The 23929-nt window shown below is 57.0% G+C and carries 22 protein-coding genes and 2 pseudogenes; 10 read left to right on the top strand and 14 right to left on the bottom strand.

What is annotated here, in order from left to right; all coding sequences use genetic code 11:
• Nucleotides 1-54: 54 nt before the first annotated feature.
• The 5 genes and pseudogenes from GUC32_RS15085 to GUC32_RS15105 all read right to left on the bottom strand — a co-directional run.
• Nucleotides 55-510 (bottom strand): annotated as a pseudogene (locus tag GUC32_RS15085) (resolvase); the annotation flags it as partial.
• 84 nt (nt 511-594) lie between these two features.
• Nucleotides 595-840 carry a hypothetical protein gene (locus GUC32_RS15090; RefSeq protein ID WP_049295892.1) on the bottom strand — a complete coding sequence of 82 codons (246 nt, stop codon included), beginning with the start codon at nt 838-840 and terminating at the stop codon, nt 595-597.
• 14 nt (nt 841-854) lie between these two features.
• Nucleotides 855-1040 (bottom strand): annotated as a pseudogene (locus GUC32_RS15095) (DNA polymerase V); the annotation flags it as partial.
• Between the two features lie 268 nt (nt 1041-1308).
• Complete coding sequence (locus GUC32_RS15100) at nt 1309-2250, bottom strand: LysR family transcriptional regulator (RefSeq protein WP_025303334.1); 942 nt, start codon at nt 2248-2250, stop codon at nt 1309-1311.
• Nucleotides 2251-2528: 278 nt separating this feature from the next.
• A complete protein-coding gene (locus GUC32_RS15105) occupies nt 2529-3473 on the bottom strand; it encodes a S9 family peptidase (protein WP_025303335.1) in 945 nt (314 codons plus the stop codon).
• An 894-nt stretch (nt 3474-4367) separates the two neighbouring features.
• Here GUC32_RS15105 and fdhD point away from each other — a divergent pair.
• From fdhD to GUC32_RS15120, 3 genes are read left to right on the top strand one after another with little or no spacing between them, the layout of a single operon-like run.
• Nucleotides 4368-5210, top strand: coding sequence for a formate dehydrogenase accessory sulfurtransferase FdhD (gene fdhD / locus GUC32_RS15110; protein WP_025303336.1), 843 nt, complete (start codon nt 4368-4370; stop codon nt 5208-5210).
• A gap of 58 nt (nt 5211-5268) precedes the next feature.
• On the top strand, nt 5269-6186 hold the full coding sequence (locus GUC32_RS15115; RefSeq protein ID WP_025303337.1) for a bestrophin family protein: 918 nt from the start codon (nt 5269-5271) through the stop codon (nt 6184-6186).
• Nucleotides 6187-6220: 34 nt separating this feature from the next.
• A complete protein-coding gene (locus GUC32_RS15120; RefSeq protein ID WP_025303338.1) occupies nt 6221-7183 on the top strand; it encodes a Dyp-type peroxidase in 963 nt (320 codons plus the stop codon).
• Between the two features lie 26 nt (nt 7184-7209).
• On the opposite strand, the gene arsC is transcribed toward GUC32_RS15120, so the two are convergent.
• From arsC to GUC32_RS15135, 3 genes are all read right to left on the bottom strand, one after another.
• Nucleotides 7210-7641 (bottom strand): glutaredoxin-dependent arsenate reductase, encoded by a 432-nt coding sequence (gene arsC / locus GUC32_RS15125; protein ID WP_025303339.1) that lies wholly within the window; start codon nt 7639-7641, stop codon nt 7210-7212.
• Nucleotides 7642-7655: 14 nt separating this feature from the next.
• The gene (locus GUC32_RS15130) at nt 7656-8945 is read right to left on the bottom strand and encodes an arsenic transporter (RefSeq protein WP_025303340.1); all 1290 of its coding nucleotides are present in this window, start codon (nt 8943-8945) and stop codon (nt 7656-7658) included.
• Nucleotides 8946-9015: 70 nt separating this feature from the next.
• On the bottom strand, nt 9016-9342 hold the full coding sequence (locus GUC32_RS15135; RefSeq protein ID WP_025303341.1) for a metalloregulator ArsR/SmtB family transcription factor: 327 nt from the start codon (nt 9340-9342) through the stop codon (nt 9016-9018).
• Nucleotides 9343-9493: 151 nt separating this feature from the next.
• On the opposite strand from GUC32_RS15135, the gene GUC32_RS15140 reads away from it, so the two are divergent.
• The 4 genes from GUC32_RS15140 to GUC32_RS15155 all read left to right on the top strand — a co-directional run bounded on the left by GUC32_RS15140 (nt 9494) and on the right by GUC32_RS15155 (nt 12463).
• Nucleotides 9494-10603 (top strand): YbdK family carboxylate-amine ligase, encoded by a 1110-nt coding sequence (locus GUC32_RS15140; protein ID WP_043140567.1) that lies wholly within the window; start codon nt 9494-9496, stop codon nt 10601-10603.
• A gap of 95 nt (nt 10604-10698) precedes the next feature.
• Nucleotides 10699-10878 (top strand): hypothetical protein, encoded by a 180-nt coding sequence (locus GUC32_RS15145; protein ID WP_019453520.1) that lies wholly within the window; start codon nt 10699-10701, stop codon nt 10876-10878.
• A 212-nt stretch (nt 10879-11090) separates the two neighbouring features.
• Nucleotides 11091-11687, top strand: coding sequence for a hypothetical protein (locus tag GUC32_RS15150; RefSeq protein WP_025303343.1), 597 nt, complete (start codon nt 11091-11093; stop codon nt 11685-11687).
• A 2-nt stretch (nt 11688-11689) separates the two neighbouring features.
• Nucleotides 11690-12463: a DUF3307 domain-containing protein gene (locus GUC32_RS15155; protein WP_060447854.1), complete on the top strand. Its 774-nt coding sequence runs from the start codon at nt 11690-11692 to the stop codon at nt 12461-12463.
• A gap of 48 nt (nt 12464-12511) precedes the next feature.
• Here GUC32_RS15155 and mgtA read toward each other — a convergent pair whose 3' ends face one another.
• Both mgtA and GUC32_RS15165 read right to left on the bottom strand, forming a co-directional pair.
• Nucleotides 12512-15211, bottom strand: coding sequence for a magnesium-translocating P-type ATPase (gene mgtA, locus GUC32_RS15160; protein ID WP_025303345.1), 2700 nt, complete (start codon nt 15209-15211; stop codon nt 12512-12514).
• A 241-nt stretch (nt 15212-15452) separates the two neighbouring features.
• Nucleotides 15453-16151, bottom strand: coding sequence for an MgtC family protein (locus GUC32_RS15165; RefSeq protein WP_025303346.1), 699 nt, complete (start codon nt 16149-16151; stop codon nt 15453-15455).
• A 724-nt stretch (nt 16152-16875) separates the two neighbouring features.
• Here GUC32_RS15165 and GUC32_RS15170 point away from each other — a divergent pair.
• The gene (locus GUC32_RS15170; protein ID WP_049295897.1) at nt 16876-18261 is read left to right on the top strand and encodes a CoA transferase; all 1386 of its coding nucleotides are present in this window, start codon (nt 16876-16878) and stop codon (nt 18259-18261) included.
• Here the strand turns inward: GUC32_RS15170 and GUC32_RS15175 are convergent.
• Nucleotides 18258-19133: a LysR substrate-binding domain-containing protein gene (locus GUC32_RS15175; protein ID WP_043140557.1), complete on the bottom strand. Its 876-nt coding sequence runs from the start codon at nt 19131-19133 to the stop codon at nt 18258-18260. The genes GUC32_RS15170 and GUC32_RS15175 overlap by 4 nt on opposite strands.
• Nucleotides 19134-19234: 101 nt before the next feature.
• Between GUC32_RS15175 and GUC32_RS15180 the strand changes: the two genes are divergently transcribed.
• Complete coding sequence (locus GUC32_RS15180) at nt 19235-20650, top strand: aspartate aminotransferase family protein (RefSeq protein ID WP_369435309.1); 1416 nt, start codon at nt 19235-19237, stop codon at nt 20648-20650.
• 12 nt (nt 20651-20662) lie between these two features.
• On the opposite strand, the gene GUC32_RS15185 is transcribed toward GUC32_RS15180, so the two are convergent.
• Nucleotides 20663-21367: a GNAT family N-acetyltransferase gene (locus GUC32_RS15185; RefSeq protein ID WP_025303350.1), complete on the bottom strand. Its 705-nt coding sequence runs from the start codon at nt 21365-21367 to the stop codon at nt 20663-20665.
• Between the two features lie 732 nt (nt 21368-22099).
• Between GUC32_RS15185 and rcsA the strand changes: the two genes are divergently transcribed.
• A complete protein-coding gene (gene rcsA, locus GUC32_RS15190; protein WP_025303351.1) occupies nt 22100-22729 on the top strand; it encodes a transcriptional regulator RcsA in 630 nt (209 codons plus the stop codon).
• A gap of 217 nt (nt 22730-22946) precedes the next feature.
• Here the strand turns inward: rcsA and dsrB are convergent, their stop codons facing one another.
• Together dsrB and cspE are read right to left on the bottom strand one after the other, a co-directional pair.
• Nucleotides 22947-23147 (bottom strand): protein DsrB, encoded by a 201-nt coding sequence (gene dsrB / locus GUC32_RS15195; RefSeq protein ID WP_004935117.1) that lies wholly within the window; start codon nt 23145-23147, stop codon nt 22947-22949.
• Between the two features lie 316 nt (nt 23148-23463).
• Nucleotides 23464-23676 carry a transcription antiterminator/RNA stability regulator CspE gene (cspE, locus tag GUC32_RS15200; RefSeq protein ID WP_004935122.1) on the bottom strand — a complete coding sequence of 71 codons (213 nt, stop codon included), beginning with the start codon at nt 23674-23676 and terminating at the stop codon, nt 23464-23466.
• Between the last annotated feature and the right edge of the window lie 253 nt (nt 23677-23929).

Raw genomic sequence — 23929 nt, forward strand, 5'->3', positions numbered from 1 at the left:
TTGTTCATGGGGTCAGTTGGGATATCGAAAATTATTGTACATTAAGGCTGCTTTTTAATCAGTCTCAACTTCTTTATAGAAGGCCTGAATACGACAAACTTGGGAAGTACTGTAGCCTGTCGCGTCTGCTGTTTCTCGGATGCTCAGTTTCTTAATCTGTCGGTAGTACAGGACTTTCTGATGTCGTTCCTGATCTGCCTGTTTTCCCCGGTATCTACCCAACGTATGCGCCCGTTCAATTCCCTGCTTTTGCCGTTAGCGGCGACTCAACCAGTCCTTATGTGACATCGCGGCCATCAGGTCGATTAGCATGTTATTGATGGCGGTTATTACTGCACGGGTGATCGGGCCCGCCTGTGAAGGATCTTTCTCTGACAGCGCCTGCCATGAGGTAGGGACATCCAGGCTGACAATCCGTAACTCATGCTGCTCAATCTGCTTTTTCAACGTCATCCAGTCACTGTTGCTGAGACGGGTCAGGCGGTCTATCTGCTCAACCAGCAAAATATCAGTTACCGTTTGGGGGCGGCCAGCACAATCAGCATCCGTCGCTGCAGCGGCGACGGCCGGCGAACGTTAACCGTTGCCACGATGTCACTCCTCTCTCTTATAGATGAGGACATGCAGGCGCAGCCGGTCGGCATCAACACGTTCATCCATTATTGTGCCCGGATAGCCCTGCAGCGCCAGACCGTACCAGAAACTCAGAATGACAGAAGCCTTACCCAACTCTAGGGTGTAACCCATCCCGCCCTGGTTCAGATTGCATTTTTTAATCGCATCTTCTGCTTCCCGGGTCAGCTGCGCATAGCTGAGTGAAAAATTCAGTGCCTGATCCATCCTGCTCGCTCCATCTCACCGCTGGCGCGCACGAAATAGATGGCGTTGGGGTGCCGCACCAGCAGCTTGCCGATGTCCAGCCGGCTCTCGACATAGTCCTGCGCCGGGGAAGGAAAACCGCAGGCCACGCGATCGGCAAACAGCGGTAACGTCAGGGGCTCACCTGGTGAAAAAGCATACAACCTTAAAGTACTCAGCATAATCACAACCAGGCTGTATATTTATACAGCAAGGCATAAACAAAACGCGAACGCGTGCAACCCCCTATCCCCCTGCGGATCGCACTTTGCCGCGTAATATAATAATTTTCTGAGCGATTTTTTTTTACGCCTGCTAAGTGTTTTACTGCCCCTTGCACACACGTTATCCACCAAAACTGTGGATAACCTGGCACTCGCCCCCACGGCATATCGATAGCCATGGTGAGTCATGCACTGTCATGGCGAACGGTGCCGAAGACCGTGATATTCAGCGATTAATCGGCGTGTTATCCCGTACCGCGCCCTTCTTCGTAAGCCACGGTGCGAGCTGCTCGGTTATCCAATCCATGAATACGTTAACTTTACGGGACAAATTATGACGATGCGCGACGACGAACCAGAACTTCATCGGCTCAGGCTCACAATCAGGCAGAATCTGCAGCAGCTCGCCACGCTCGACGTGGTTATGCACGCCAAGCATCGGTGACTGGATTAAGCCAATCCCCGCCAACCCAGCAGCAATAAACGACTGCGCATTGTTCAGCTTCAGCGATCCTGGCAGATTTAAATATTCATATTTACCGTTTTTCAGGTAGTCCCAGCCCATCGGCTTACTACCAATATTCGGCGTATAGTGCACGGCCACATGCTGATACTTGAGAAGGTCATCGATACTGTATGGCGTGCCTTTTCTCGCCAGATAATCCGGGCTGGCGAGGTTGAATACGGGCATTTCTCCAATCAGTTTCGCCACCAGGTTCTTATCGTAAACGGCACCCGCCCGGACAACGCAGTCGAAGCCTTCCTGTACCAGATCCACCCGCCGGTCGGTGCAAGATAATTCCAGCGTAATGCCGGGATAGCGGGAAAAAAAATCGGGGAGTTTAGGGATAATAATGCTGTTGGCTATATCCGTAGGCATATCCACCCTCAGCTTGCCTTTCAGTTCCGTCCTTTCGACAAACATCGTCTGCAGGTCATCTACCGAAGAGAGTATTTCTACTGCGCGTTCGTAAAACGCCAAGCCGTCTTCCGTCAGATGCACTGCCCTGGTGGTTCGATGTAACAGGCGTACGCCAAGCACGTCTTCCAGCTGGCGGATAACAATGGAAATTCGACTCTTATTCACCCCCAGATCGTCTGCCGTTTTTGTGAAGCTGCAGGTCTGGGCCACACGCAAAAAAATCCTCAGATTTTCCAGGGTATTCATGCGATATCTCCTAACGTTTTGCATATTCATGGGGAGGTCTAGACGTTATGCCACCGCAAAATATTATCCAGAACGACTATTCCGTCACAACCAGAAATAAATATATTAATTGAATAACAAAAAAAAGAAAGAAAAGCACCGCCAAAACGAGCGATGCCCTAGGAGAATTCCGTGAAATAAAAAGGTGATGGCGAAATGCAGTTTTTATAACTCCATGTGGACACACTCACTTATTCATCACATTAAAAATAAATACTGCTTAAAAGATCCATTCACCCTCAGTTCATGTAATTATTGAACCAGTCCAACATCAGCTTTGGCTCGCGTTGGAAGTACAGATAACCATCCCAGCGGTGGGTGGTATTACGGATCCAGTGCAGCTGTTTCTCTTTAACCGGCATGCTGTCGAAAATGTTCTGCACATCGGATGGCCGGGTCATCACGTCGTCATGTACCTGATAGATGAAGGTGGGAACGCTGGTGTTGGTCCGCGCAGGCACGGAAGGATCCATGTCATCCAGATGGAAACTGGTGACCATCGCCAGACGTTCGTCAATTTCATCAAGACGGTCCGGGATACCGGCCAATTCCGTCGCGACGCCGACGGCGGCACGCATGGAAATCGGCTGTGGCATAACCACACAACGGACATCATTGAACTGCTCCGGATATTTCGCCATCGCAAAGAACGTCGCGTTACCGCCCATGCAGCGACTGAACAAACCGATTTTCTTTCCTTTCAGGTCAGGACGGCTGCGGACATAGTTCAATGACCCCACGACGTCGCGCGCTTCCAGCACGCCGATGCTGCCGATACCACCGTTAGCTTCGCCGCTCAGACCCAGATTGCGCAGGTCGTAAGCCAGTACGTTGTAGCCTGCATCGTGCAGAATTTTATAGTCCGGCAGGAAGCTGAAAGCAAAATCGTTACCGCCTGCAGCGCCGATGGAACGCCACGGCTCGCGGTCGGCAGGCAGGCCAGTCCGGCTGCACCACACAGGGTGGTTACAGATGATGACCTTGTCGGAACCTACGCAAGGGATGAACCACGCTTCCAGCGGCACGCCGTCCAACGCTGGGAAAAAGACGTCTTCATACTGCAAGCCGAAGTCAGTGGGTTTGCCGATGACCGGAGAACGGATAGGTTTACTGAAAATAGCAACCATGCTTTCAACGATGGCATCGGCTTCTTCACGGCTTGGCGTAGACGTTGTCTGTGTCATGATATTGTGCTCCATTTATAATATATTGGTTAAAGTGCATATTAGTTAATCAATAGTTCGCAGATGCGCTGTATTGCTTAGCTGAGATGGATACTAGTAAGGATATTGTTTGCGATAAATAGCAAAAATATAAACGTATTGTTTCACTAAACAACAATAGGGGGCAATGAGAAAAAGACAGAAGCAGCAATCAAACAGAGGCTGACCTCAGCGATAATAAAAAAATCACTTACACCAATAACAAGTCACAAGTCACAAGTCACAAGTCACAAGTCACAAGTCATTATTAATAACGCCAAAAAATGCCATGACGTAAAAACCCACATAAAATGCCGACAACGTTTCAATTTGATAAGTCAGCGGCTCATTTGAAATCACGGTGACTATATCGATAGGGTTATGTTCACTCTGGTGGCTTGTCAGAAGAAAAAGTGCCGCGGCTGTTCAAGCGCAGACTCGCCGCAATGCCGCATCGTCGAGTACCAATTTTGACATTTTTGCACCGGCGCTTAATCACGTAAGGCTCATTGCCAGAGCAAACGACGACAGGATAAACCTGCTGATTAAAAAATGCGCCTCTTCTCCATGCCCCCTGACTTTCTAAAGCACTGTATTTTAATACCGTCATTGTGTTCGTGGCGCAAAGCGGCATCCATCGCCAAAAGTCGCCATACGCTGCAGTCCTCTACGTAATATAATAATTTTCTTAGCGATTTTTTTACGCCTGCTAACGGTTTCACTCTGCCTTGCACACACGTTATCCACCAAAACTGTGGATAACCTGCAGGGCGTGATTCCCTACGCGAGCGGGATCAGAATCCTGTATAATCCCCACACCTGCTAATAAGAATTCATCCCCGTCGGCGCCTCGTCACCGACAGTCACGAGAACGTTATGAACAAGCACCTACTCCTCGCAGAAACCGACGATATCAAACAGGAATGCCTGTCGCGCCACGCGGTCTGGCAGCGCAACGATCTGGCTCAGGCGCAACAGGATTGGCTGGCGGAAGAAGTACCGGTCGCCCTGGTGTACAACGGCATTTCCCACGTGGTGATGATGGCGACGCCGAAAGATCTGGCGGCCTTCGCCATCGGTTTTTCGCTGTCCGAAGGCATTATCGCCTCCCCCGACGACATCTACGACATCCGCCAGCAACCGGCCTGCAACGGCATTGAAGTGCATGTGGAACTCTCGAGCCGCCGCTTTATGCAGCTGAAAGAGAAGCGCCGCAGCCTGGCCGGCCGCACCGGCTGCGGCGTCTGCGGGGTGGAACAACTGCAGGAGGTTGCTCAGCCCATCGCACCACTGCCTTTCACGCAACGTTTCGATTTGGCGCTGCTCGACCGGGCGTTAGCGCAGCTGCAGGAGGTGCAAACGGTAGGAAAACTGACCGGCTGCACCCATGCGGCGGCCTGGATCCAGCCGGACGGCGCGCTCAGCGGCGGATGTGAAGACGTCGGCCGCCACGTGGCGCTCGACAAGCTGCTGGGCTACCGCAGCCAACAGGCGTGGCTGCAGGGTGCGGCGCTGGTGTCGAGCCGCGCCAGCTATGAAATGGTGCAAAAATCCGCCATGTGCGGCGTCGAGATCCTGTTCGCCGTTTCCGCCGCCACCCGCCTGGCGGTGGAAGTGGCCGAACGCAGCAACCTGACGCTGGTGGGCTTCAGCAAACCGGGGCGCGCCACCGTTTATACGCATCCGCAGCGGCTCTGGCAATCGACAACGGCGGCCTAACGCCGCCGGATAAGAATCGACTATTCTCAATAGCAGGACACCAGGAAGCACCCACGTCATGATAATTCGCCCGAATCAGAACTGGTTTTTTCGCCTGTTCGCCTGGCACGGTTCCGTGCTATCAAAGATCACCTTTCGCCTGTCGCTGAACGTGCTGATGTCGATAGTGGCGGTGATCAGCTACCAATGGTACGAACAGCTCGGCGTGCATTTAACCATCGCACCGTTCAGCCTGCTGGGCATCGCCATCGCCATTTTTCTCGGCTTTCGCAATAACGCCGGCTACAGCCGCTTTGTCGAAGCGCGCAACCTGTGGGGCTCGCTGCTGATTACCGAGCGCTCCCTGCTGCGCCAGATCAAAAGCCTGCTGCCGGACGAATCGGCGGTGCAGCAAAAGGTTGCCAAGCTGCTGATCGCCTTCAGCTGGAGCCTGAAGCATCAGCTGCGCGGCACCGACCCGACCGCCGATCTGTACCACAATCTCAGCAGCCAAGAGCTGGCCGAGGTGATCGCCAGCCCGATGCCGACCAACCGCATCCTGCTGATGCTGGGCCAGGAGATCGGCAAGCTGCGCCGACAGGGGCTGCTGAGCGACATCACTTTCGAGCTGCTCGACAACAAGCTGAGCGAACTGTCCCACGCCCTCGGCGGCTGCGAACGGCTCGCCAGCACGCCGGTGCCGTTCGCCTATACCCTGATCCTGCAGCGCACCGTTTACCTGTTCTGCAGCCTGTTGCCTTTTGCCCTGGTGACCGATCTGCATTACATGACACCGTTTGTTTCAGTGTTCATTTCCTATACCTTCTTATCCTGGGACTCACTGGCCGAAGAGCTGGAGGATCCGTTTGGCGTGTCGGCTAACCATCTGCCGTTAAACGCCATCTGCAACACCATCGAGCGCAACCTGCTGGAAATGAACGACCAAAGCCCGCTGCCACCGCCGATGAAACCCGACGAGCACTTTAATTTGATCTGACCGATTTCACCCGAACACACTGGAGCCGAATGCAATGAATGCAAATAACCCTCTGCCGCAAGCCGTATTCACACCGGTGACGCGCCATGCCATCTTCATCGTCGCTACCCTGTCGCCCGTTCCCGCCCATCTAGCGGCGGTGCGCGCCTGGTGCGGCGACATTGCCGCCGTGGTGCGTTCGGTCGGCAAACGCGCGCCGGCAGGCAATCTCACCTGCGTCTGCGGCTTCGGCTCCGAAGCCTGGGATACGCTGTTCGGCGCACCGCGCCCTCGCCAGCTGCATCCGTTCAGCCCGATCGGCAGCGGGGAGCGCGTCGCCGTCGCCACGCCCGGCGACATCCTGCTGCACATCCGCGCCGATGAAATGGATCTGTGTTTTGAACTGGCCTCTCAGTTGACCGCCAAGCTCGGCGACGCCGTGACGGTGATAGAAGAGGTGCACGGCTTCCGTTATTTCGATCAGCGCGCCATGATCGGCTTCGTCGACGGCACGGAGAACCCGGAGGGGCACGAAGCCTTCGACTACACGGTGATCGGCGACGAAGACGCGGCGTTCAGCGGCGGCAGCTATGTGCTGGTGCAAAAATACCTGCACGACATGCAGGGCTGGAACTCGCTCAGCGTGGAAACGCAGGAGAAGATCATCGGCCGCCATAAGCAGTCCAACATCGAGCTGGATGAAGCGGTCAAACCGTCGTCGTCGCACAGTTCGCTGACCACCATCACCGACGAGCAAGGCAACGAGGTGAAAATTCTGCGTGACAACATGCCGTTCGGCCGCCCCGGCCTGCGCGAATTCGGCACCTACTTTATCGGCTATGCACGCTCCCCGCAGCCGATCGAGCAGATGCTGGAAAACATGTTCATCGGCCGCCCGGCCGGCAACTACGATCGGCTGCTCGATTTCAGCCACGCGGTGACCGGCACCCTGTTCTTCGTGCCTTCTGCCCCGCTGCTGGAAGCGCTGGCCGACCGCAGCGGCGCCGAACTGCACTGATTGAATGAAATGCGGGGCCACAGCGATTAGCCATTGGTTATCCTGTGGCCCTGCGCATCAATCACCGGCTCTCCGTCCTCTTTGCTGAAAGCGCCACGCTGCGGATCCGGCAGAATCTCCAACACCGCCTCCGACGGACGGCACAAACGCGTACCAAGCGGAGTCACCACAATGGGGCGATTGATCAGGATCGGCTGTTGCAGCATGAAGTCGATCAGTTGATCATCGTTCCAACGAGTCTCGTCCAGTTTCAACTCGGCGTAAGGCGCGACGTTTTTACGCAGCAACGCGCGCGGCGTCATGCCCATCTCGGCCAGCAACGCAATCAACCGTTCGCGGCTGGGCGGCGTTTCCAGATACAAAATCACCTCAGGCTCAGCGCCGCTGTTGCGGATCAGCGCCAACGTGTTGCGCGACGTGCCGCAGGCCGGGTTATGGTAAATCTTGATACTGCTCATGACGGTTTCTCCGGTTAGGACAAAACGGACAGCCGCAGCGCCAGCGCGGCCAGGGTGACGAACAGGATCGGCAGCGTCATCACCAGTCCCACGCGGAAATAATAGCCCCAGGTAATGACGATGTTCTTTTTTGCCAACACATGCAGCCACAGTAACGTCGCCAGGCTGCCAATCGGGGTAATTTTGGGGCCGAGATCGCTACCGATAACGTTAGCGTAAATCATCGCCTGTTTGATGACGCCTTCCGCACTGCTGCCGTCGATAGACAACGCCCCCACCAATACCGTTGGCATGTTATTCATGATGGAAGAGAGAAATGCGCTCAGGAAGCCGGTGCCAAACGTCGCTGCCCACAGCCCCTGCCGCGCCAATGCGTCCAGCACACCGGAAAGCCAATCGGTCAAGCCTGCGTTGCGTAGCCCGTAGATCACCAGATACATGCCCAGTGAGAAAATGACGATCTGCCAGGGCGCTCCGCGCAACACCTTACCGGTATCGATCGCTAGCCCGCGTTTCGCCACCGCCAACAGAACCAGCGCGCCGCAGGCAGCGACCAAACTTACCGGCACACCGAGCGGTTCCAGGGCGAAGAAGCCAATCAGCAACAGTGCCAATACCGCCCAGCCGGTTCGGAAAGTCGCACGATCGCGAATCGCTTCCCGTGGCACCGGTAAACGCGTCAATGCGTAGCGCTGCGGAATATCCTTGCGGAAGAACAGATGCAACATCACCAGCGTCGCCGCGACGGCGGCAAGGTTGACCGGCACCATCACCGCCGCATACTCCGTAAAGCCCAGCCGGAAGAAATCCGCGGAAACGATATTTACCAGGTTGGACACCACCAGCGGCAGGCTGGCAGTATCGGCGATAAAGCCCGCCGCCATGACGAAAGCCAGCACGGCAGCAGGACGAAAACCGAGCGCCGACAGCATGGCGATCACGATCGGCGTCAGAATCAACGCGGCGCCATCGTTCGCGAACAGCGCCGCCACTACGGCCCCCAGTAGAAGCATATAGGTAAACAGCCATCGACCTTTGCCGTTGCCCCAACGTGCGACATGCAAGGCGGTCCAGGTGAAGAAGCCGCTTTCATCCAGCAACAGGCTAATGATGATGACGGCGATAAAGGTCGCGGTCGCATTCCAGACTATCTGCCACACCACGGGAATATCGCCGACGTGCACCACGCCGCTCAATAATGCCAATCCCGCCCCGAACGACGCACTCCAACCGATGCCCAGCCCTTTCGGTTGCCAGATGACCAAGATCAACGTCAGAATAAAGATCGCCCCTGCCACTATCATCGCTGCTCTTTCGCCCTTTTAAGTTTACATATTCGATTTTTCATATGTATTTACGTAAATTTTTTTACTGTTACGGACAACCTTTCGCCACACGTTGCGCTAACTTCGTCATCTGTTCTGGCCGACACTGATAAGCCTGCTCAATAATCGCCGCGGCCCAAGCCGGCATATGTGGCGACAGGCGATAATGTATCCATTTACCATCGCGCCGATCGAGCAACAGCCCGCTTTCGCGCAGCATCGCCAGATGCCTTGAGATTTTGGGTTGCGGCAGCGCCAGTGCGCCCGACAACTCGCAAACGCACAGCTCGCCGGCGTGGCGCAGCAACAGCACCAGCGTCAGACGCGTCTCGTCAGACAGGTTTTTAAACAGCTTCAGCGGCGTCAATGACGTCATGTCGCACTCCCGTTAACCTTTATCTTCTCCACAAATCGCTCGTGAAGATACCATCTTCATATTCGAAAAAACAAATATAAAATGCAAAACGTTGCCCTCCTCACCGAGACATATACTTATCTTTATGCCGTTCTTGCAGGAAGGAGGTACCATGCCGCTCACATTCAAACGTTCGGAAAGGCTCTCCATCGGCACCGAAATAGAGTTACAGCTGGTCGATGCCGAGCACTACGATCTGGCGGATCGGGCCGACCGGGTGGTCAGCGCGGTCGGCGACCGCCGGCGCGTCAAGCATGAGCTCACCCAATCGATGGTGGAGCTGAACAGCTCGGTGCACCGCGATCTCGATGAGCTGCACGCCGAGCTGCGCGCCCTGACCCATACCGTCCGGCGCAGCGCGCAGCGCCTGGGCTGTGACGTCTGCGGCGGTGGTCGGCACCTGAGCAACGACTGGCGCAAGCAGGTCATCAGCGACAGCGCGCGCTACAGGCAGCTGGCCAGCCGTTTTGGCTATCTCTCCAAGCTGGCCTGCGTATTCGGCCAACACATTCACCTCGGCGTCAACGACGGGGACGAGGCGATGTACCTGTGCCATGCGCTGACGCCCTATTTTCCGCAGCTGATCGCGCTCAGCGCCTCGTCGCCGCTGTATCAGGGGGTCGACACGCGCTTTGCCAGCTCTCGCTTCAGCGCCCAGAATTCTTTCCCCAACTACGGGTGCCTGGAACACATCTACAGCTGGCGCGAATTCAACGCTTACTACGAACGGTTGAACGCCGCCGGCGTGATTGAAAGCGTCAAGGATATTTACTGGGATGCACGGCCGAAACCGGAGCTGGGCACGGTGGAGATCCGCATCTGCGATACGCCGCTGCGCCTCGCGCACGCCGTGCTGCTGGTCGGTTACTGCCGTCTGCTGGCCGATTTTCTGTTGCAACGCCGGACGCCGATCGCGCCGGAATACGATGCCTTCACCCACTACAACAAGATCAACGCCTATCGCAGCGGTTTTGCCGCCGAATACGTCGATCCCACGACGCTGCGCCGCCGCAGCCTGACCGCCCACATCCTGCACACCCTCGAGGCGCTGAGCGATTTCGCCGAGCGGCGGGAGGATCGGGCCGTGTTACAGGCCGTCGAGCGCCATGTCCGCCAGGGCATCAGCGATTCGGAGCATATCCGTCAGATGTTGCACAACGGCCTGCCGCAGGCTCAGGTGATCAAACGCCTGTGCGATGAGCTGTTGCAACCGGCAAGTTAAGTTTCGGCTATCGATTCCATACGCCAAAGCCACTGTTCATTATGTGCTCTTTCGCTACAATCGTGAGCACTGACATTCACCGTATCGAGGACACCATGTACAACTTCTCCCGCTATCAGGCAAAAGAACTGGCGCTGGCTTACATGAGCGGCAAAAAACACGATCTGTCGCCGCAGGAGTTTTTGCAACAGCTGAAAAGCAGCGAACGATCGTTTGAGCACCTGCTGAAGCACGGCAGCGAAATGCCGCGTGAAGTGCTGGTTAAAAGTTTCTGAACGGCCGGTTGCCGGCCATTTTCCCTCTACGCCGCCGGTGGCGAGCCTGACAGGCCCGCGCATTCCCGGCCGTTCGTCCCCTTTCCTCACGCCACCGCATTTCGTTCTCACAGGCGAATTCCCTACAAATTCGTATCCAAAGACGAATTATTGACATATTCGTATCCAGGTGCGAATTTATAGTCATCCCTCGGTAAGCAACGGAACACGCTATGTCGACACCAATCAGCGTAATCAGCGGCGATCTGGTCGATTCTCGCCGATCAGATACCGTCAACTACCTCAACGAGCTGCACAGCCTGCTCGATCGGCTGCAGCGCGACGGGCAGCTTCATCAGGTGGAAATCTTTCGCGGCGACGCCTTCCAGGCGCAGGCCGCCCCGGAGGACGGGTTGCTGCTGGCGGTATATATTCGCCTCGCGCTGCGGGCGATGGGCGCCGCGCACTGGGATGCGCGCGTCGCCGTCGGGCTGGGCAGCCAACGGCCCGACGCCGCGGGTTACGGCAGTGCCTTTATCAACTCCGGCAGCGCGCTGGACGCCATGGCGAAAAATTGCCGCCTGGCTCTGAAAACCGACAACGATCGGACAAACGCCATTGTCAGCGATCTGCTGCCGATGTTAGATCATGTGATTGGCCGCCTGTCGCAGACCGAAGCGCGCATCGTCCAGATGAGAATGTTCGCCGACAGCGGCGCCGCCGTGGCGGACCAGCTGCAAAAAGCCGCCTCCACGGTCTCCGCCGCACTGAAACGCGCGGCCTACGAGGAAATCATGCGGTTTATTCACGCCATTAACAGGATCGTCTGACTATGGATCTGACCTATGCGCCTTTGCTGGCCTGGCTGTTGCTCGTCCATCTGCTGGCGGATTTTCCGCTGCAGCCGCTGAGTTGGGTGGAAGACAAAATCCAACATCGCGCGCGTTCGCGTTTTCTGGTATTGCACGCGTTGCTGCACGGGGTGCTGGCCGCCTGGGTGGTGGCCGGGTTCGGCCTGCTGCACGGCGGGCTTTCTTCACTTCAGGTGCTGGTCAGCCTGCTGGTCATCGCCGTCAGCCACTACCTGATCGATTTGCTGAAAGTCACCGTCATGACCCGCCTGAGCCCGGCCCGCAGTTTCCTGCTCGATCAGGGGTTGCATCTGGCGGTGATCGCCTTGCTGTGGCTGGGGCTGACGCCGAATGCCGGTGAACTGCTCGCCGCGCTGGGGCAGCAGTTGGGGCGTTGGCAAATTGGCCTGGTGCTGGTGGCCTACAGCCTGATTTATCTGCCGATGAGCCTGCTGATCGGGCAACTACTGGCGCACTGGACGCCGCAAATGCCGCCTTCGGCCAAGGCCGACAACGATTCGCTGCTGCGCGCGGGCAAACAGATTGGCTATCTGGAGAGAACGCTGATCCTGACCTTCGTGCTGCTGGGGCAAATTCCGGCGATCGGTTTTTTGCTGGCGGCCAAATCTATCTTCCGTTTCGGCGATCTGCGCCAGAGCGACGATAAGATGCGCACCGAGTATGTGCTGCTCGGCACGCTGTTTTCCTTCACGCTGACCATCATGCTCGGCCTGCTGGTCAACAAACTGCTGTAGTAGTGCAGGGGCGAAGAATTTCGCCCCCGAAGTGAACGCCGAGGCGGCTTACAGCCATTCGCCGAAGCGGCGGATGTAGAAACGCTTCATCAACTGCGCGACCACGCAGTAGCTGACCAGCGTAGCGGCCAACCACGGGAAGTATTCCCACGGCAGCGGCTGCAGGCCAACCAGGGCGCCGAGCGGCGAGAACGGAATGTAGATGCCGAGCGCCATCACCAACCCGGTGGTCAGCAACACCGGCAGCGCCGCGGTGCTCTGAATGAACGGGATCTTCTGGGTGCGCAGCATATGCACCACCAGCGTTTGCGACAACAGCCCCTCAATGAACCAGCCGGACTGGAACAGCGCCTGGTGTTCCACGCTGTTGGCGGCAAACACGTACCACATCAGCGCATACGTCGTGATATCGAAGATTGACGAGGTCGGCCCAATCCACAGCATAAAGCGCCCGATGTTTTTGGAGTCCCACTTGCGCGGCTTGCGCAGGAACTCTTTGTCCATCTTGTCCCACGGCAGCGACAGCTGGGAAATGTCGTACATCAGGTTTTGAATCAACAGGTGGATCGCCAGCATCGGCAGGAACGGGATGAAGGCGCTCGCCACCAGTACCGAGAACACGTTGCCGAAGTTGGAACTGGCGGTCATGTTCAGGTACTTGATGATATTGCCAAAGGTCTCGCGCCCTTTGATCACCCCCTCTTCCAGCACCATCAGGTTCTTTTCCAACAGGATGATGTCCGCCGATTCCTTGGCGATGTCGGTGCCGGTGTCGACCGAAATGCCGACGTCAGCATCGCGCAGCGCCGGCGCATCGTTGATGCCGTCGCCGAGGAAGCCGACGGTATGGCCGTTGCTCTGCAACATTTTCAGCACTCGCGATTTTTGCAGCGGCGTCAGCTTGGTGAAGACCGTGCGCTGTTCCACTTCGCGCGCCAGCTCTTCGTCATCCATCTGTTCAATCTGCAGCCCGGAGAGTGGTTCGCCCGGCTCCAGGCCGACGTCGCGGCAAATCTTGCAGGTGATCACCGGGTTGTCGCCGGTCAGCACCTTCACCGTCACACCGTTTTCCTGCAGCGCGGCGATCGCCTGCTGCGCGCTCTCCTTCGGCGGGTCGAGGAAGGTCAGCAGCCCTTGCACCACCATATCGCGCTCGTCGGCCACGCTTAGCGGTTCGGCCGGGCGCTGCGCATCCAACTCACGCGTCGCCAGCACCAGCACGCGGAAACCGTCTTCGTTGTACTCGCGGGCCAGCGCCTGCAACGCCGCACGGCGCGCGTCGTCCAGCTCCAGCATCTTGTCGCCTTCACGCACGTGGGTGGCGATCTCCAGCATCTCCTCCACCGCGCCCTTACAGATCAGCTGCTGCTTGCCATTCTCATCCGCCACCACGATCGACAGACGGCGGCGCACGAAATCGAACGGCAGCTCATCCACCTTGCTGAAACGCCCCAGGGCTTCAATCCCCGGTTTGCCGCGCCCGAAACGGATCACCGCCTGATCCATCAGGTTCTTCATGCCGCTCTGATGGAAGCTGTTCAGCCAGGCCAGGTGCAACACTTCGTTATCCCTGGCGCCAGTGACGTCGATGTGGTGCTCGAGAATGATGCGGTCCTGGGTCAGCGTGCCGGTCTTGTCGGTGCAGAGCACGTCCATAGCACCGAAGTTCTGAATGGCGTTCAGACGCTTCACCACCACCTTGCGACGCGACATGGCGATCGCCCCTTTCGCCAGATTGGAGCTGACGATCATCGGCAGCATTTCCGGCGTCAGGCCGACCGCCACCGCCAGCGCGAACAGCGCCGCCTCGCTCCAGTCACCTTTGGTGAAACCGTTGATCAGCAACACCACCGGCACCATCACCAGCATGAAGCGAATCAACAGCCAGCTGACGCTGTTCACCCCGCGATCGAACGCGGTTTGCGCCCGCGAACCAACGATTGACTTGGCCAACGAGCCGAAGTAGGTGCGCCCGCCGGTCGCCACCACCACCGCCGTAGCGGTGCCGCTGGCGACGTTGGTGCCCATCAGGCAGATGTTGGAGAGCTCAAGCAGCGCGTTCTCGCTGGACACTTCCCCTTCGCTCGACTTCTGCGCCACGTTGCCCATGGCATCGTATTTCTCGATCGGGATCGCTTCGCCGGTCAAAATCGCCTGGCTGATGAACAGATCGCGCGAGGCGATAAGGCGTACGTCGGCCGGCACCATATCACCGGCGGAGAGCTGGATGATATCCCCCGGCACCAGTTCGCGGATCGGCACTTCCAACGTCAGCGGATGCGCGCTGTAGCTGCTGCGGCGCAGCACCGTGGCGGTGGTGCGCACCATCGACTTCAACGCTTCCGCCGCTTTGTTGGTGCGGTATTCCTGCCAAAAACGCAGCAGCCCGCTCAGCGTGACCATGGTCAGGATGATAATGACGCCGGTGAGTTCAGTTTCTTCACCGCTCTGGCGCGGCAGCCAATAATCGGTAAAGAAACTGATCGCAGCCAGCACCATCAGCACGAAGATAAACGGGTTGTTGAAGGCCTTGATCAGCTGGATCAGGGCATGCGGCGCCTTGTCATGGGCGACCTGATTGGCGCCGAACTGTTCCAGCCGCTCATCGGCGTCGTCCTGGGTCAAGCCGTTGCGGTTGCACTTCAGGTTCGCCAGCGTTTGAGCGATGCTGTTGGTCGCCTCTTGCGCAATGGCGTAGGTCACCGCGTCTTTATCACGGCGACGCGTTCTTTCATTAATCTGAGTCATAACGCTATTCTCTTATTTTCGTTCTGCGCACAGCGAAGCCCCGCCCGATAAACAGGTGACTCTGCGCAGCTTGGAATTTTTTATTAGCGTGACTAAATGGCGGAATTACCCTGTCAGCCACGCTGGAATCATTTTCCTTCCGGGGTCATCGTCCATAACGCCTCCTTAATGCTCCGCGTTATTCAGGCGAGCCCGAATAACCTGAGCATATAATCAAGTTAATAAATATTTATATAATTAATCAGACCGGTAATTCGGACGCGACGCGCCAGCGAACGGCACTCACGCTTTTCTCCAGGCTGACGCGGCAGACAATACCCTCAATTTCTTTTTGCGCGGCCGGCGTGGCGGTAATTTCCGCGCACACTTCCAATTGCCCCGGGCTGGAGATATCGGCGCTGCGCAAGGATTGCAGCCGCAAGGCCACGCCGTTCAGCGCCTGCAGAATCAGGGTGCGCACCAGAATTTCGTCCTGCTCGCCGCAGGTCACCTGAATGCGATAGCACAGTTCCAGATCGGTTGCCTGCTGGTGCGGCTGCAGATTGATACGCTGCGCGGCTTCGCGCAGCAGGATATTGGCGCACAGGATCACCAGCGTAGCAACCACCGCATCCCAATGCTGGCCCAGGCCGCACAGGACGCCGATCCCCGCCGAACACCACAGCGTGGCGGCGGTGTTAAGGCCGCGAATGTTCAGCCCTTCACGCATGATAACGCCGGCGCCGAGGAAACCGATACCGGATACGATCTGCGCAGCCACCCGGCCGGCGCTGGCCGGATCGGTGGACATGGAGCTGAGAATAAAGACCGCCGCACCGGTCGCCACCAGCGCATTGGTGCGCAGGCCGGCCATGCGTTGGCGCCACTGGCGCTCGGCGCCAATGACCGCGCCCAGGCACATCGCCAGCAATAAATTTAAAACGAAAGGAGTCATAGCCATGACTGTCCCCTTAATTAACCGCAGGAGATAAAATCATGTGCTGTTTAGCACACGCGAAAGCGCGCTGAAAATAAATCAGCGAATCAGCGTGTCGTGCCTGGAGGGAAAAGGCTGTGGCTGCAAAATACCATAATAACGTCCAACTCGATTCACCTGAAACCGTCAGGCATCAGGAAACGTTTATTACTCGGGTATGCACAGCTCAGAAATAACTGGAGAGGGGTGCTGCCCGCCGATAACGGCAAGCAACAAATCAGAAGAGAATTGGTCAGCTTGCCTTATTTGTTTTATTACAACTACAACTGTCCAATTGAGTTTCTCCACCGAAATTTTGGCTGAGTATAGTGACGTCGGATAATGAAGTAAAGGCTAATTTATTAAACGAAAAATAAACTGGAATACGGCGATTATATTTCGATGTCACAAATAGAAGGTGCCAACATTGGGCGCCGACGCCGCCTTCCGGCCGCTGCATCAGGCTCTGTGGGACAAAGCGTTGTTGGACTTCCGCTAGCTCGATCGGGACGGCTGGGTGCAGCAGACGACCTTCAGCGACGGTTCGACGCTGGCCGCCAACTTTACGCGCAGCCTTTCGCTGGCATCGCGGCCCACAGCCTGCGCGCCAAACTGGCCGACGGCCGCACATTCGACGTTACGCCTTAGCAAGGTCGCCGGCGGTGGGCTACGCTAGGCTATATTTCCGACGATCCGCAAGGAGTGGCCGATGACGCCTCTGATCCACACTCTGCTCGACGAGATTTGGCAAAGCCTGGGGCAGCGCCCCGCCCCTACCGACCGGTTAACCGTTAGCGGCGTCGGCGCATTGCCTTCGGCTTTTCCCGTCACAGAATTGGCGACCGCCGCCTGGAGCGCCGCCGGTTTGGCCTGCGCCGAGTTGCTTCGCTGCGAGGCCGCCGACGCGCCGCAGGTCTGGATCGATCAACGCCTGGCCTCACTCTGGTTTGGCTGGACGCTGCGGCCGCTGGGATGGACGCTGCCTGCGGCCTGGGACGCACTGGCCGGCGACTACGCGACGGCGGATGGCTGGATACGTCTGCATACCAATGCGCCGCACCATCGGCGAGCGGTGGAACAGGTGCTGGGTTCGGCATCGGATAAAGGCACGCTGGCGGAACGTGTGCTGGACTGGAAAAAAAGCGAGCTGGAGGAAGCCGTGATCGAGGCCGGCGGCTGCGCGGCCCAAATGCGCTCGGCGGCCGCGTGGCGACAACATATTCAAGGCAAAAGCGTAGCGCTCGAACCGCTTATCCACGCCTCGCTGCAGCCGGAAGCGCCACCGCCGGGCTGGGCGCTACCCGTCGCCCGGCCGCTGCACGGCGTGCGGGTACTGGATCTGACGCGCATTCTCGCCGGGCCGATCGCCACCCGTTTTCTTGCCGGTTTGGGCGCCGACGTGCTGCGCATCGACCCCTACGGCTGGGATGAACCCGGCGTCGAGCACGAGGTGATGCTGGGCAAGCGCAGCGCACGCCTCAACCTGACCAATGCGCGCGATCGCCATACGTTTGAACATCTGCTGAAAAACACCGACGTGCTCGTGCACGGCTACCGTGCCGGTGCGTTGGAGAAATTGGGCTATGGCGCGGAGGAAAGACGCGCGCTGGCGCCGGGCCTGATCGACGTCTGCCTGAATGCCTACGGCTGGAGCGGGCCGTGGCGGACCCGGCGCGGTTTCGACAGCCTGGTACAGATGAGCTGCGGGTTGGCGGAGGCGGGTATGGTTTGGCGCAGCGCCAGTTTGCCGGTGCCGCTGCCGGTACAGGCTCTGGATCACGCCACCGGCTATTTGATGGCGGCAGCGGTGCTGACCGGTATGACACAGCGCCTGAGCCGCGGTACCGGCTACCACGCGCGGCTGTCGCTGGCGCGCACGGCGCAACTGCTGCTGGCGCACCCCTGTTCGGCAGATTATCGACCGGAACCGCTGGCACCGGCCGGCCCCGCCGACGAGAACCCGGAAACAGAACTGACTTACTGGGGGGCCGCGCAACGCCTGCGCGCCCCGTTAAGCCTGCAGGGTACGGCGCTGCAATGGGCGCTGCCGGCGACTACGCTCGGCACCTCGCAACCGGAATGGCTACGCCGCTAAATCGCCGCCAACTGTCGCTGAAGCCACTGCAGCAAGCGGGTAACCGCCGGCGTCAACCCGGCGGTCTGCGGCCACACCAGGTAAACGTCGTCATCGCTCAGACGACGGGGCGCGGCCAACGCCACCAGTCTCCCCGCGTCAAGCGCATCCTGCACCAGCAGCTTTTTCGCCAACGCGATGCCAAACCCTTGCTCCGCCGCGCGAATCAGCAATCCGGCATCGTTGAATAACGCCTGTTGTCGCCCGCATAACGGCCGCCCCTGCGCGTTGAACCAGTCGCGCCAAGGACTGACGTCGTGCTCGAGCAACGGAATATCGCCACCGTTCTCGAACGCCGCCCTCCATTCTCGCGCCATATCCGGCGAAGCGACCGGCAGCACGTCACCCGACGCGATGCGCTGCGCCTGCAGCCCCGTCCATTGACCGCTGCCGATACGGATCGCCGCATCGAACCCTCGCTGCGACAGATCCTGCAGCGCCAGCGACGCATCAATATCCAGCGCAATATCGGCGCAGGCCTCATGAAAAGCAGGCAGACGCGGCAACAGCCAATAATGGGCAAAAGACGGCAACACGCTGATACGCAGCGTCTGGCTTGTCGCCGCACGCCGGGCGCGGGCGACGCCCTGCTGCAGTGCCTGCAGCGCCGGCTCTACCGCCGCCAACAACTCTCGCCCGGCGGCATTCAGGCGTACACCGCGCCCGCGCCGTTCAAACAGCGGATAGCCGACCGCCTGCTCCAGCAACTGAATTTGCTGGCTGACCGCGCCGTGCGTCAAATGCACCTGTTGCGCCGCAGCGCGCAAATTTTCCAACCTGGCGGCGATCGCAAAGGTCGGCAAGACATGCAAGGGAATGCGTTCATTCATCATTGGTTAACCAGGCTATCCAAAAAGGTTATTTTTCATCGATTTTGACCGGCAGGCAAATGCTCTATGTTTACCCCATCATCCCTGACGCTTTCGGAGCCACCATGCACCCACGTTTACAACAGGACCTCGCGCAGTTTCCGCAGATCCTCGACCACACCCGCCAGTTGGCGGAGGATTTCCTGGCCGGGCTGCAGCAACGCTCGGTCTGCCCACCGCTCGAGCATCAGCAGCTGCAACCGGGCGACGATCGGCTGGAGGAAAACGGCGAAGGCGCCCTGGCAGCGCTGGAGCGCTTTTGGCAACGTTATCAGGCCGGCATTTCCGCCAGCGCCGGCCCGCGTTATTTCGGCTTCGTCACCGGCGGCGGCACCCCGGCGGCGGTCGCAGCGGACTGGCTGGTTAGCGTGACAGACCAAAATAGCCTGCTCAGCCATGATACCATTGCAGCCACGATCGAGCTGGCGGCCGTGACGCAGTTGAAATCCCTGCTGGGCCTGCCGGAAACGTTCAGCGGCAGCCTGGTCAGCGGCGCGACCATGGCCAATTTCACCGGGTTGGCCATTGGCCGGCAGTGGTTGGGACAACAGCAAGGCGTGGATATCGCCCAACAAGGCCTGGCGGCGCTGGGCCCCATCCGGGTATTGGCGGCCAATCCGCATTCCAGCAGCGTGAAGGCGCTCAGCATGCTCGGCATCGGCCGCGAGGCGTTGACGATCGTCGCCAGCCTGCCGGAGTCTGAAGCCATGGATATGGAAGCGCTGGCGCGGCAGCTCGCCGCCGGCGCTGGCCAGCCAACGTTGGTACTGGCCAGCGCCGGTACGGTCAACACTGTCGCTTTCGACGATCTGCCGCAGCTGCTGGCGCTGCGGGAGCGTTATCCATTTTGGCTGCATGTCGATGCGGCATTCGGCGGCGTGGCGGCCTGCTCACCGCTATACGCCTCAAAGCTCGAGGGCTGGCAGCATGCCGATTCCATCACCGTCGATGCGCATAAATGGCTGAATGTGCCTTATGACAGCGCGATCCAATTTACCCGCCATTTGGATCTGCAAATGCAGGTATTTCAGAACCATTCGGCTTACCTGGAAGCACCGACGCTGCGGCCAGACAACTATCTGCATCTGACGCCAGAAAATTCGCGCCGCTTCCGCGCCTTGCCGCTTTGGCTGACGCTGAAAGCCTATGGCCGCAGCGGTATACGAGATATCGTCGAGCGCAACGTCGAACTGGCGCAGGCGCTGGGGGCGGCGTTAGCGGCCGATGACGGTTTCCATCTGCTGGCGCCGGTGAATTTGAACGTGGTGTGCTTCGCCCTCAGTCATCCACAGGGTGAGAGCGAAGCGGCGCGCGATCGCTTTCTCGAACGCCTTAGCCGGCATGGCGTGGTGCGTTGCACCCCTACGCATTACAACGGCCAGCCGGGGATCCGCGCCGCGCTGGTCAACTGGATGACAGAGGAACAGGACATCCGCTTGACGTTGGACTCGCTGCGCCATTGCCTGGCGGAAACGGCCTAACGCGCGCGGCGATTACCCGAGTTGGAAGGCCTGCAAACGACGTTCTTGCCGCCCGTCTTCGCTGATGTTATCCGGCGACAGCCAGGCGGCAAACGCCGCGTATCGTGCCGGCCATTCTCCATCAACGATCGACAGCCAGTCGGTGTCGCGCGAGCGTCCTTTAACAACGACGGCCTGGCGGAACGTGCCTTCATAGCGGAAACCCAAGCGCTCGGCGGCCTGGCGTGAAGGCAGATTGAGGCTATCGCATTTCCATTCGCAGCGCCGGTAGCCAAGATCGTCGAAAAGATGCCGCAGCATCAAGAAAATCGCCTCGCTGCCCAGCGCACTGCGCTTCATCAGCGGCGACCAGTTGATGGTGCCCAGTTCGGCCACGCCGTTGCCAGGATCGATGCGTAAAAAAGCGCAGGTTCCCACGGCGTGCCCGTTCGTCTGATCGATCACCACCATCGTGTTTCTGTCTGCGCTGGACACCTGCGCCTGAAGATAACGCTGGAAATCTGCGTGCGACTGCGGCCGTTCCCAAAACAGATAGGTCCAGTCACGATCGTCCTCAGCGGTTTGGTAAGCCTGATAAAGCGCATCCCCCCAGCGCGCGAGGTTAAGCGGTTCGAGGCGGCAAAACCGCCCTTGCAGCGGCGTGTGCCCGGGTATGCCTGCCGGCTGCCAATGAGGAAGGGCCTCACCTATCGGCTGCCCATACTGATTCTGTCTCACCGCGACATCCTGTTTTTGAAAGGTGGAGAGGCAAGTTAAAACCAACGCGGGCCAGAGACAACTCCGACCTGCCATTCCTCCCCGTGGATCGGACTGCAGGATGATAGTTTAGAGAAATCACTCAATCACCGTTAAACATTCACGAAAACTATTTCATGCGAAATAAATATCTATATAACTCATTGTAAAACGGTGATTTATAGCAACAATTAAGCTACACATTCCGGTCATAATGTTAACTTTTGTTTGTTGTTATGATAAAAAAAGAAGTGCTTATCATTAGCATGGAGAGCAAAAATATCTATAAGATAATGATTTTTATATGTAAAAAGTCAAAAACACCAGGGTGAGCGCTTTTTGACCACTCAAAAAACGCGCTGAAAGACATCAAAAAAACGACACATGAATTTTTTTTAAGACTTTTCCTAGCAAACTAAAATTTTGTTTCGTGACATGATGAACAGATTAGCGGCAAGCAATGCAGACAGGCACGGGCGCCAAGCGCAAATCAGGCTCAACATGCCTAAGCTGGACGAGCAGCAGATCGCCCTGACTTAAGCCAAACTTATAGATTCATGCAATTAATAAGTTTAGTATGAAAATATCATTGAGTGCCGTCGTGTTTATTGATAGAACACTCGCTACACTGAATTATTGTTCCATTTTGCCTTTCGGCTTTTTAGGCTTTTTCTCATATTACCGCAGTAAAACGGATTTAAGTGGGGGTGCGATATGCCAACGATTATCATGGATTCATGTAGCTATACCAGATTGGGGTTAACCGACTATCTGACTTCGCATGGCGTGAAGAGGCGCCATATTAATGCCATCGAGGACATTGACAGCCTGCATGAAAAATGCAGCAAGTTAAATCCGAGCCTGGTGTTTATTAACGAGGACTGCTTCATCCACGAAGCAAACGCCACCGAGCGAATAAAACGGGTGATTTCACTGCACCCGGATACGTTATTCTTCATCTTCATGGCCATTACCAACGTACATTTCGACGATTATTTATATGTTCGCAAGAACGTCATCATATCGTCAAAATCCATCAAACCAGAGACTATGAATCAGCTACTTAGTCACTATCTCGAGAGAACGTCCCTCCGTACGGAGAAATCCTCTCTGGATCAAACGCCGGTAACGCTGAGCCAGACTGAATCGAACATGCTACGCATGTGGATGTCCGGTCAAGGTACCATCCAGATATCAGACCAGATGCAAATAAAGGCCAAAACGGTCTCTTCCCACAAGGGAAACATCAAGCGGAAAATAAAAACGCACAACAAGCAGATCATTTATCACGTTGTTCGTTTGACCGATACATTGACCAGTGGAATATTCGTCAATAGCCGCTGAACCACAGAGAACGCCCCCGCTCTGTTTTACCAGCCGTTAAATACCCGGTGATAATGTCATCTGGATAGCAGCCGCTGGAACCACAAAAAAATACCTGCTGCGTTATCCCCCGCTAGCGCAACGGGTATTTTTTTGCCGCCGATAAAAAAAATCTTACCGCAATGAAATAATCTCAAAATGGACAATTTCATTAGCAAATTAATGAGATTAACCTAAGTTACTGCCCGTGCTCGCGGCAGGGCTCCACAAACGTGCCGTCACGGCTGTCGATTTCATTAAAAAACCATACGCCCGCCGGGTAGTCGTCAAGAGAAACCAGATACATGGTGCCTTCGTTGAACACCTCTACGGCCAAAATCACGCCTTCACGCCGCGGGCCTCCGTCTGTTTTTACCGTCACTCGATCGTTAACCTGCATACCCTTCCCCATTATTTGCGATTGCCGTCAGTGTATTACAAAAGCGAGGGCGATGGACACCACTCCAGCCCTGCCGGCCTCTGCTATCAGCGTAGCAGCCGCCTGGATTTTCACTTTCTTAACGGTTTGGCCGCAGAATCTTAAGCCGGTCTCGCGTAGCCTGTCTTCAGGCGTTTCCCCCCCAGAGAAGCGCTCGCAAATGAAGTAACAAGGAACTTTTGCCCGCAGACTTGCGGGCTTTTTTTACGCGCTGCCAAATTGCAGGCATAAAAAAACCCGCCGCAGCGGGTTCTTTTCAATCAGCGATAGACGCCAATTAGATAGCGGTAACGTTAGCCGCAGATGGACCTTTCGCACCGTTCTCGATAGAGAACTGTACGTTCTGGCCTTCAGCCAGGGTCTTGAAGCCTTGATCCTGGATAGCAGAGAAGTGTACGAATACGTCTTTGCTGCCGTCTGCTGGGGTGATGAAACCAAAACCTTTAGCTTCGTTGAACCACTTCACTTGACCTTTGATCATGTTGGACATGTCTAATTTCCTTCAATAATAATGTTAGCCGCCATGGGCGAGATAGCCGGTCATCAGTTACTTATGGAGGCACTGGAAAGGAAATTCGTCAGAGAAGGGCTATCCGGGATAACGCTTTAAATTTGAACTACTTTACTCAAAATGTCGTGCATAAATAGGTCTGTACCACAGGCCGACATCATTAACTCATGAGCGAGCGGCAATAGCAACCTTTTTCGCCGTGATGGGGCGTGAATCTCGGCTAAACGCACAG

This window comes from Serratia sp. NGAS9, assembly GCF_009905295.1.
Lineage (GTDB): Bacteria > Pseudomonadota > Gammaproteobacteria > Enterobacterales > Enterobacteriaceae > Serratia > Serratia bockelmannii.

What these genes read in the sequence shown, in the direction of transcription:
- GUC32_RS15090 (WP_049295892.1), bottom strand. Translation starts at nt 840, where the DNA reads ATGGATCAGGCACTGAATTTTTCACTCAGCTATGCGCAGCTGACCCGG.
- arsC (WP_025303339.1), bottom strand. Translation starts at nt 7,641, where the DNA reads ATGAGCAGTATCAAGATTTACCATAACCCGGCCTGCGGCACGTCGCGC.
- GUC32_RS15135 (WP_025303341.1), bottom strand. Translation starts at nt 9,342, where the DNA reads ATGACGTCATTGACGCCGCTGAAGCTGTTTAAAAACCTGTCTGACGAG.
- GUC32_RS15155 (WP_060447854.1), top strand. Translation starts at nt 11,690, where the DNA reads ATGGATCTGACCTATGCGCCTTTGCTGGCCTGGCTGTTGCTCGTCCAT.
- GUC32_RS15115 (WP_025303337.1), top strand. Translation starts at nt 5,269, where the DNA reads ATGATAATTCGCCCGAATCAGAACTGGTTTTTTCGCCTGTTCGCCTGG.
- GUC32_RS15100 (WP_025303334.1), bottom strand. Translation starts at nt 2,250, where the DNA reads ATGAATACCCTGGAAAATCTGAGGATTTTTTTGCGTGTGGCCCAGACC.
- GUC32_RS15170 (WP_049295897.1), top strand. Translation starts at nt 16,876, where the DNA reads ATGACGCCTCTGATCCACACTCTGCTCGACGAGATTTGGCAAAGCCTG.
- GUC32_RS15150 (WP_025303343.1), top strand. Translation starts at nt 11,091, where the DNA reads ATGTCGACACCAATCAGCGTAATCAGCGGCGATCTGGTCGATTCTCGC.
- GUC32_RS15140 (WP_043140567.1), top strand. Translation starts at nt 9,494, where the DNA reads ATGCCGCTCACATTCAAACGTTCGGAAAGGCTCTCCATCGGCACCGAA.
- GUC32_RS15180 (WP_369435309.1), top strand. Translation starts at nt 19,235, where the DNA reads ATGCACCCACGTTTACAACAGGACCTCGCGCAGTTTCCGCAGATCCTC.
- GUC32_RS15120 (WP_025303338.1), top strand. Translation starts at nt 6,221, where the DNA reads ATGAATGCAAATAACCCTCTGCCGCAAGCCGTATTCACACCGGTGACG.
- fdhD (WP_025303336.1), top strand. Translation starts at nt 4,368, where the DNA reads ATGAACAAGCACCTACTCCTCGCAGAAACCGACGATATCAAACAGGAA.
- rcsA (WP_025303351.1), top strand. Translation starts at nt 22,100, where the DNA reads ATGCCAACGATTATCATGGATTCATGTAGCTATACCAGATTGGGGTTA.
- GUC32_RS15105 (WP_025303335.1), bottom strand. Translation starts at nt 3,473, where the DNA reads ATGACACAGACAACGTCTACGCCAAGCCGTGAAGAAGCCGATGCCATC.
- GUC32_RS15165 (WP_025303346.1), bottom strand. Translation starts at nt 16,151, where the DNA reads ATGGCTATGACTCCTTTCGTTTTAAATTTATTGCTGGCGATGTGCCTG.
- GUC32_RS15145 (WP_019453520.1), top strand. Translation starts at nt 10,699, where the DNA reads ATGTACAACTTCTCCCGCTATCAGGCAAAAGAACTGGCGCTGGCTTAC.
- dsrB (WP_004935117.1), bottom strand. Translation starts at nt 23,147, where the DNA reads ATGCAGGTTAACGATCGAGTGACGGTAAAAACAGACGGAGGCCCGCGG.
- cspE (WP_004935122.1), bottom strand. Translation starts at nt 23,676, where the DNA reads ATGTCCAACATGATCAAAGGTCAAGTGAAGTGGTTCAACGAAGCTAAA.
- mgtA (WP_025303345.1), bottom strand. Translation starts at nt 15,211, where the DNA reads ATGACTCAGATTAATGAAAGAACGCGTCGCCGTGATAAAGACGCGGTG.
- GUC32_RS15130 (WP_025303340.1), bottom strand. Translation starts at nt 8,945, where the DNA reads ATGATAGTGGCAGGGGCGATCTTTATTCTGACGTTGATCTTGGTCATC.
- GUC32_RS15175 (WP_043140557.1), bottom strand. Translation starts at nt 19,133, where the DNA reads ATGATGAATGAACGCATTCCCTTGCATGTCTTGCCGACCTTTGCGATC.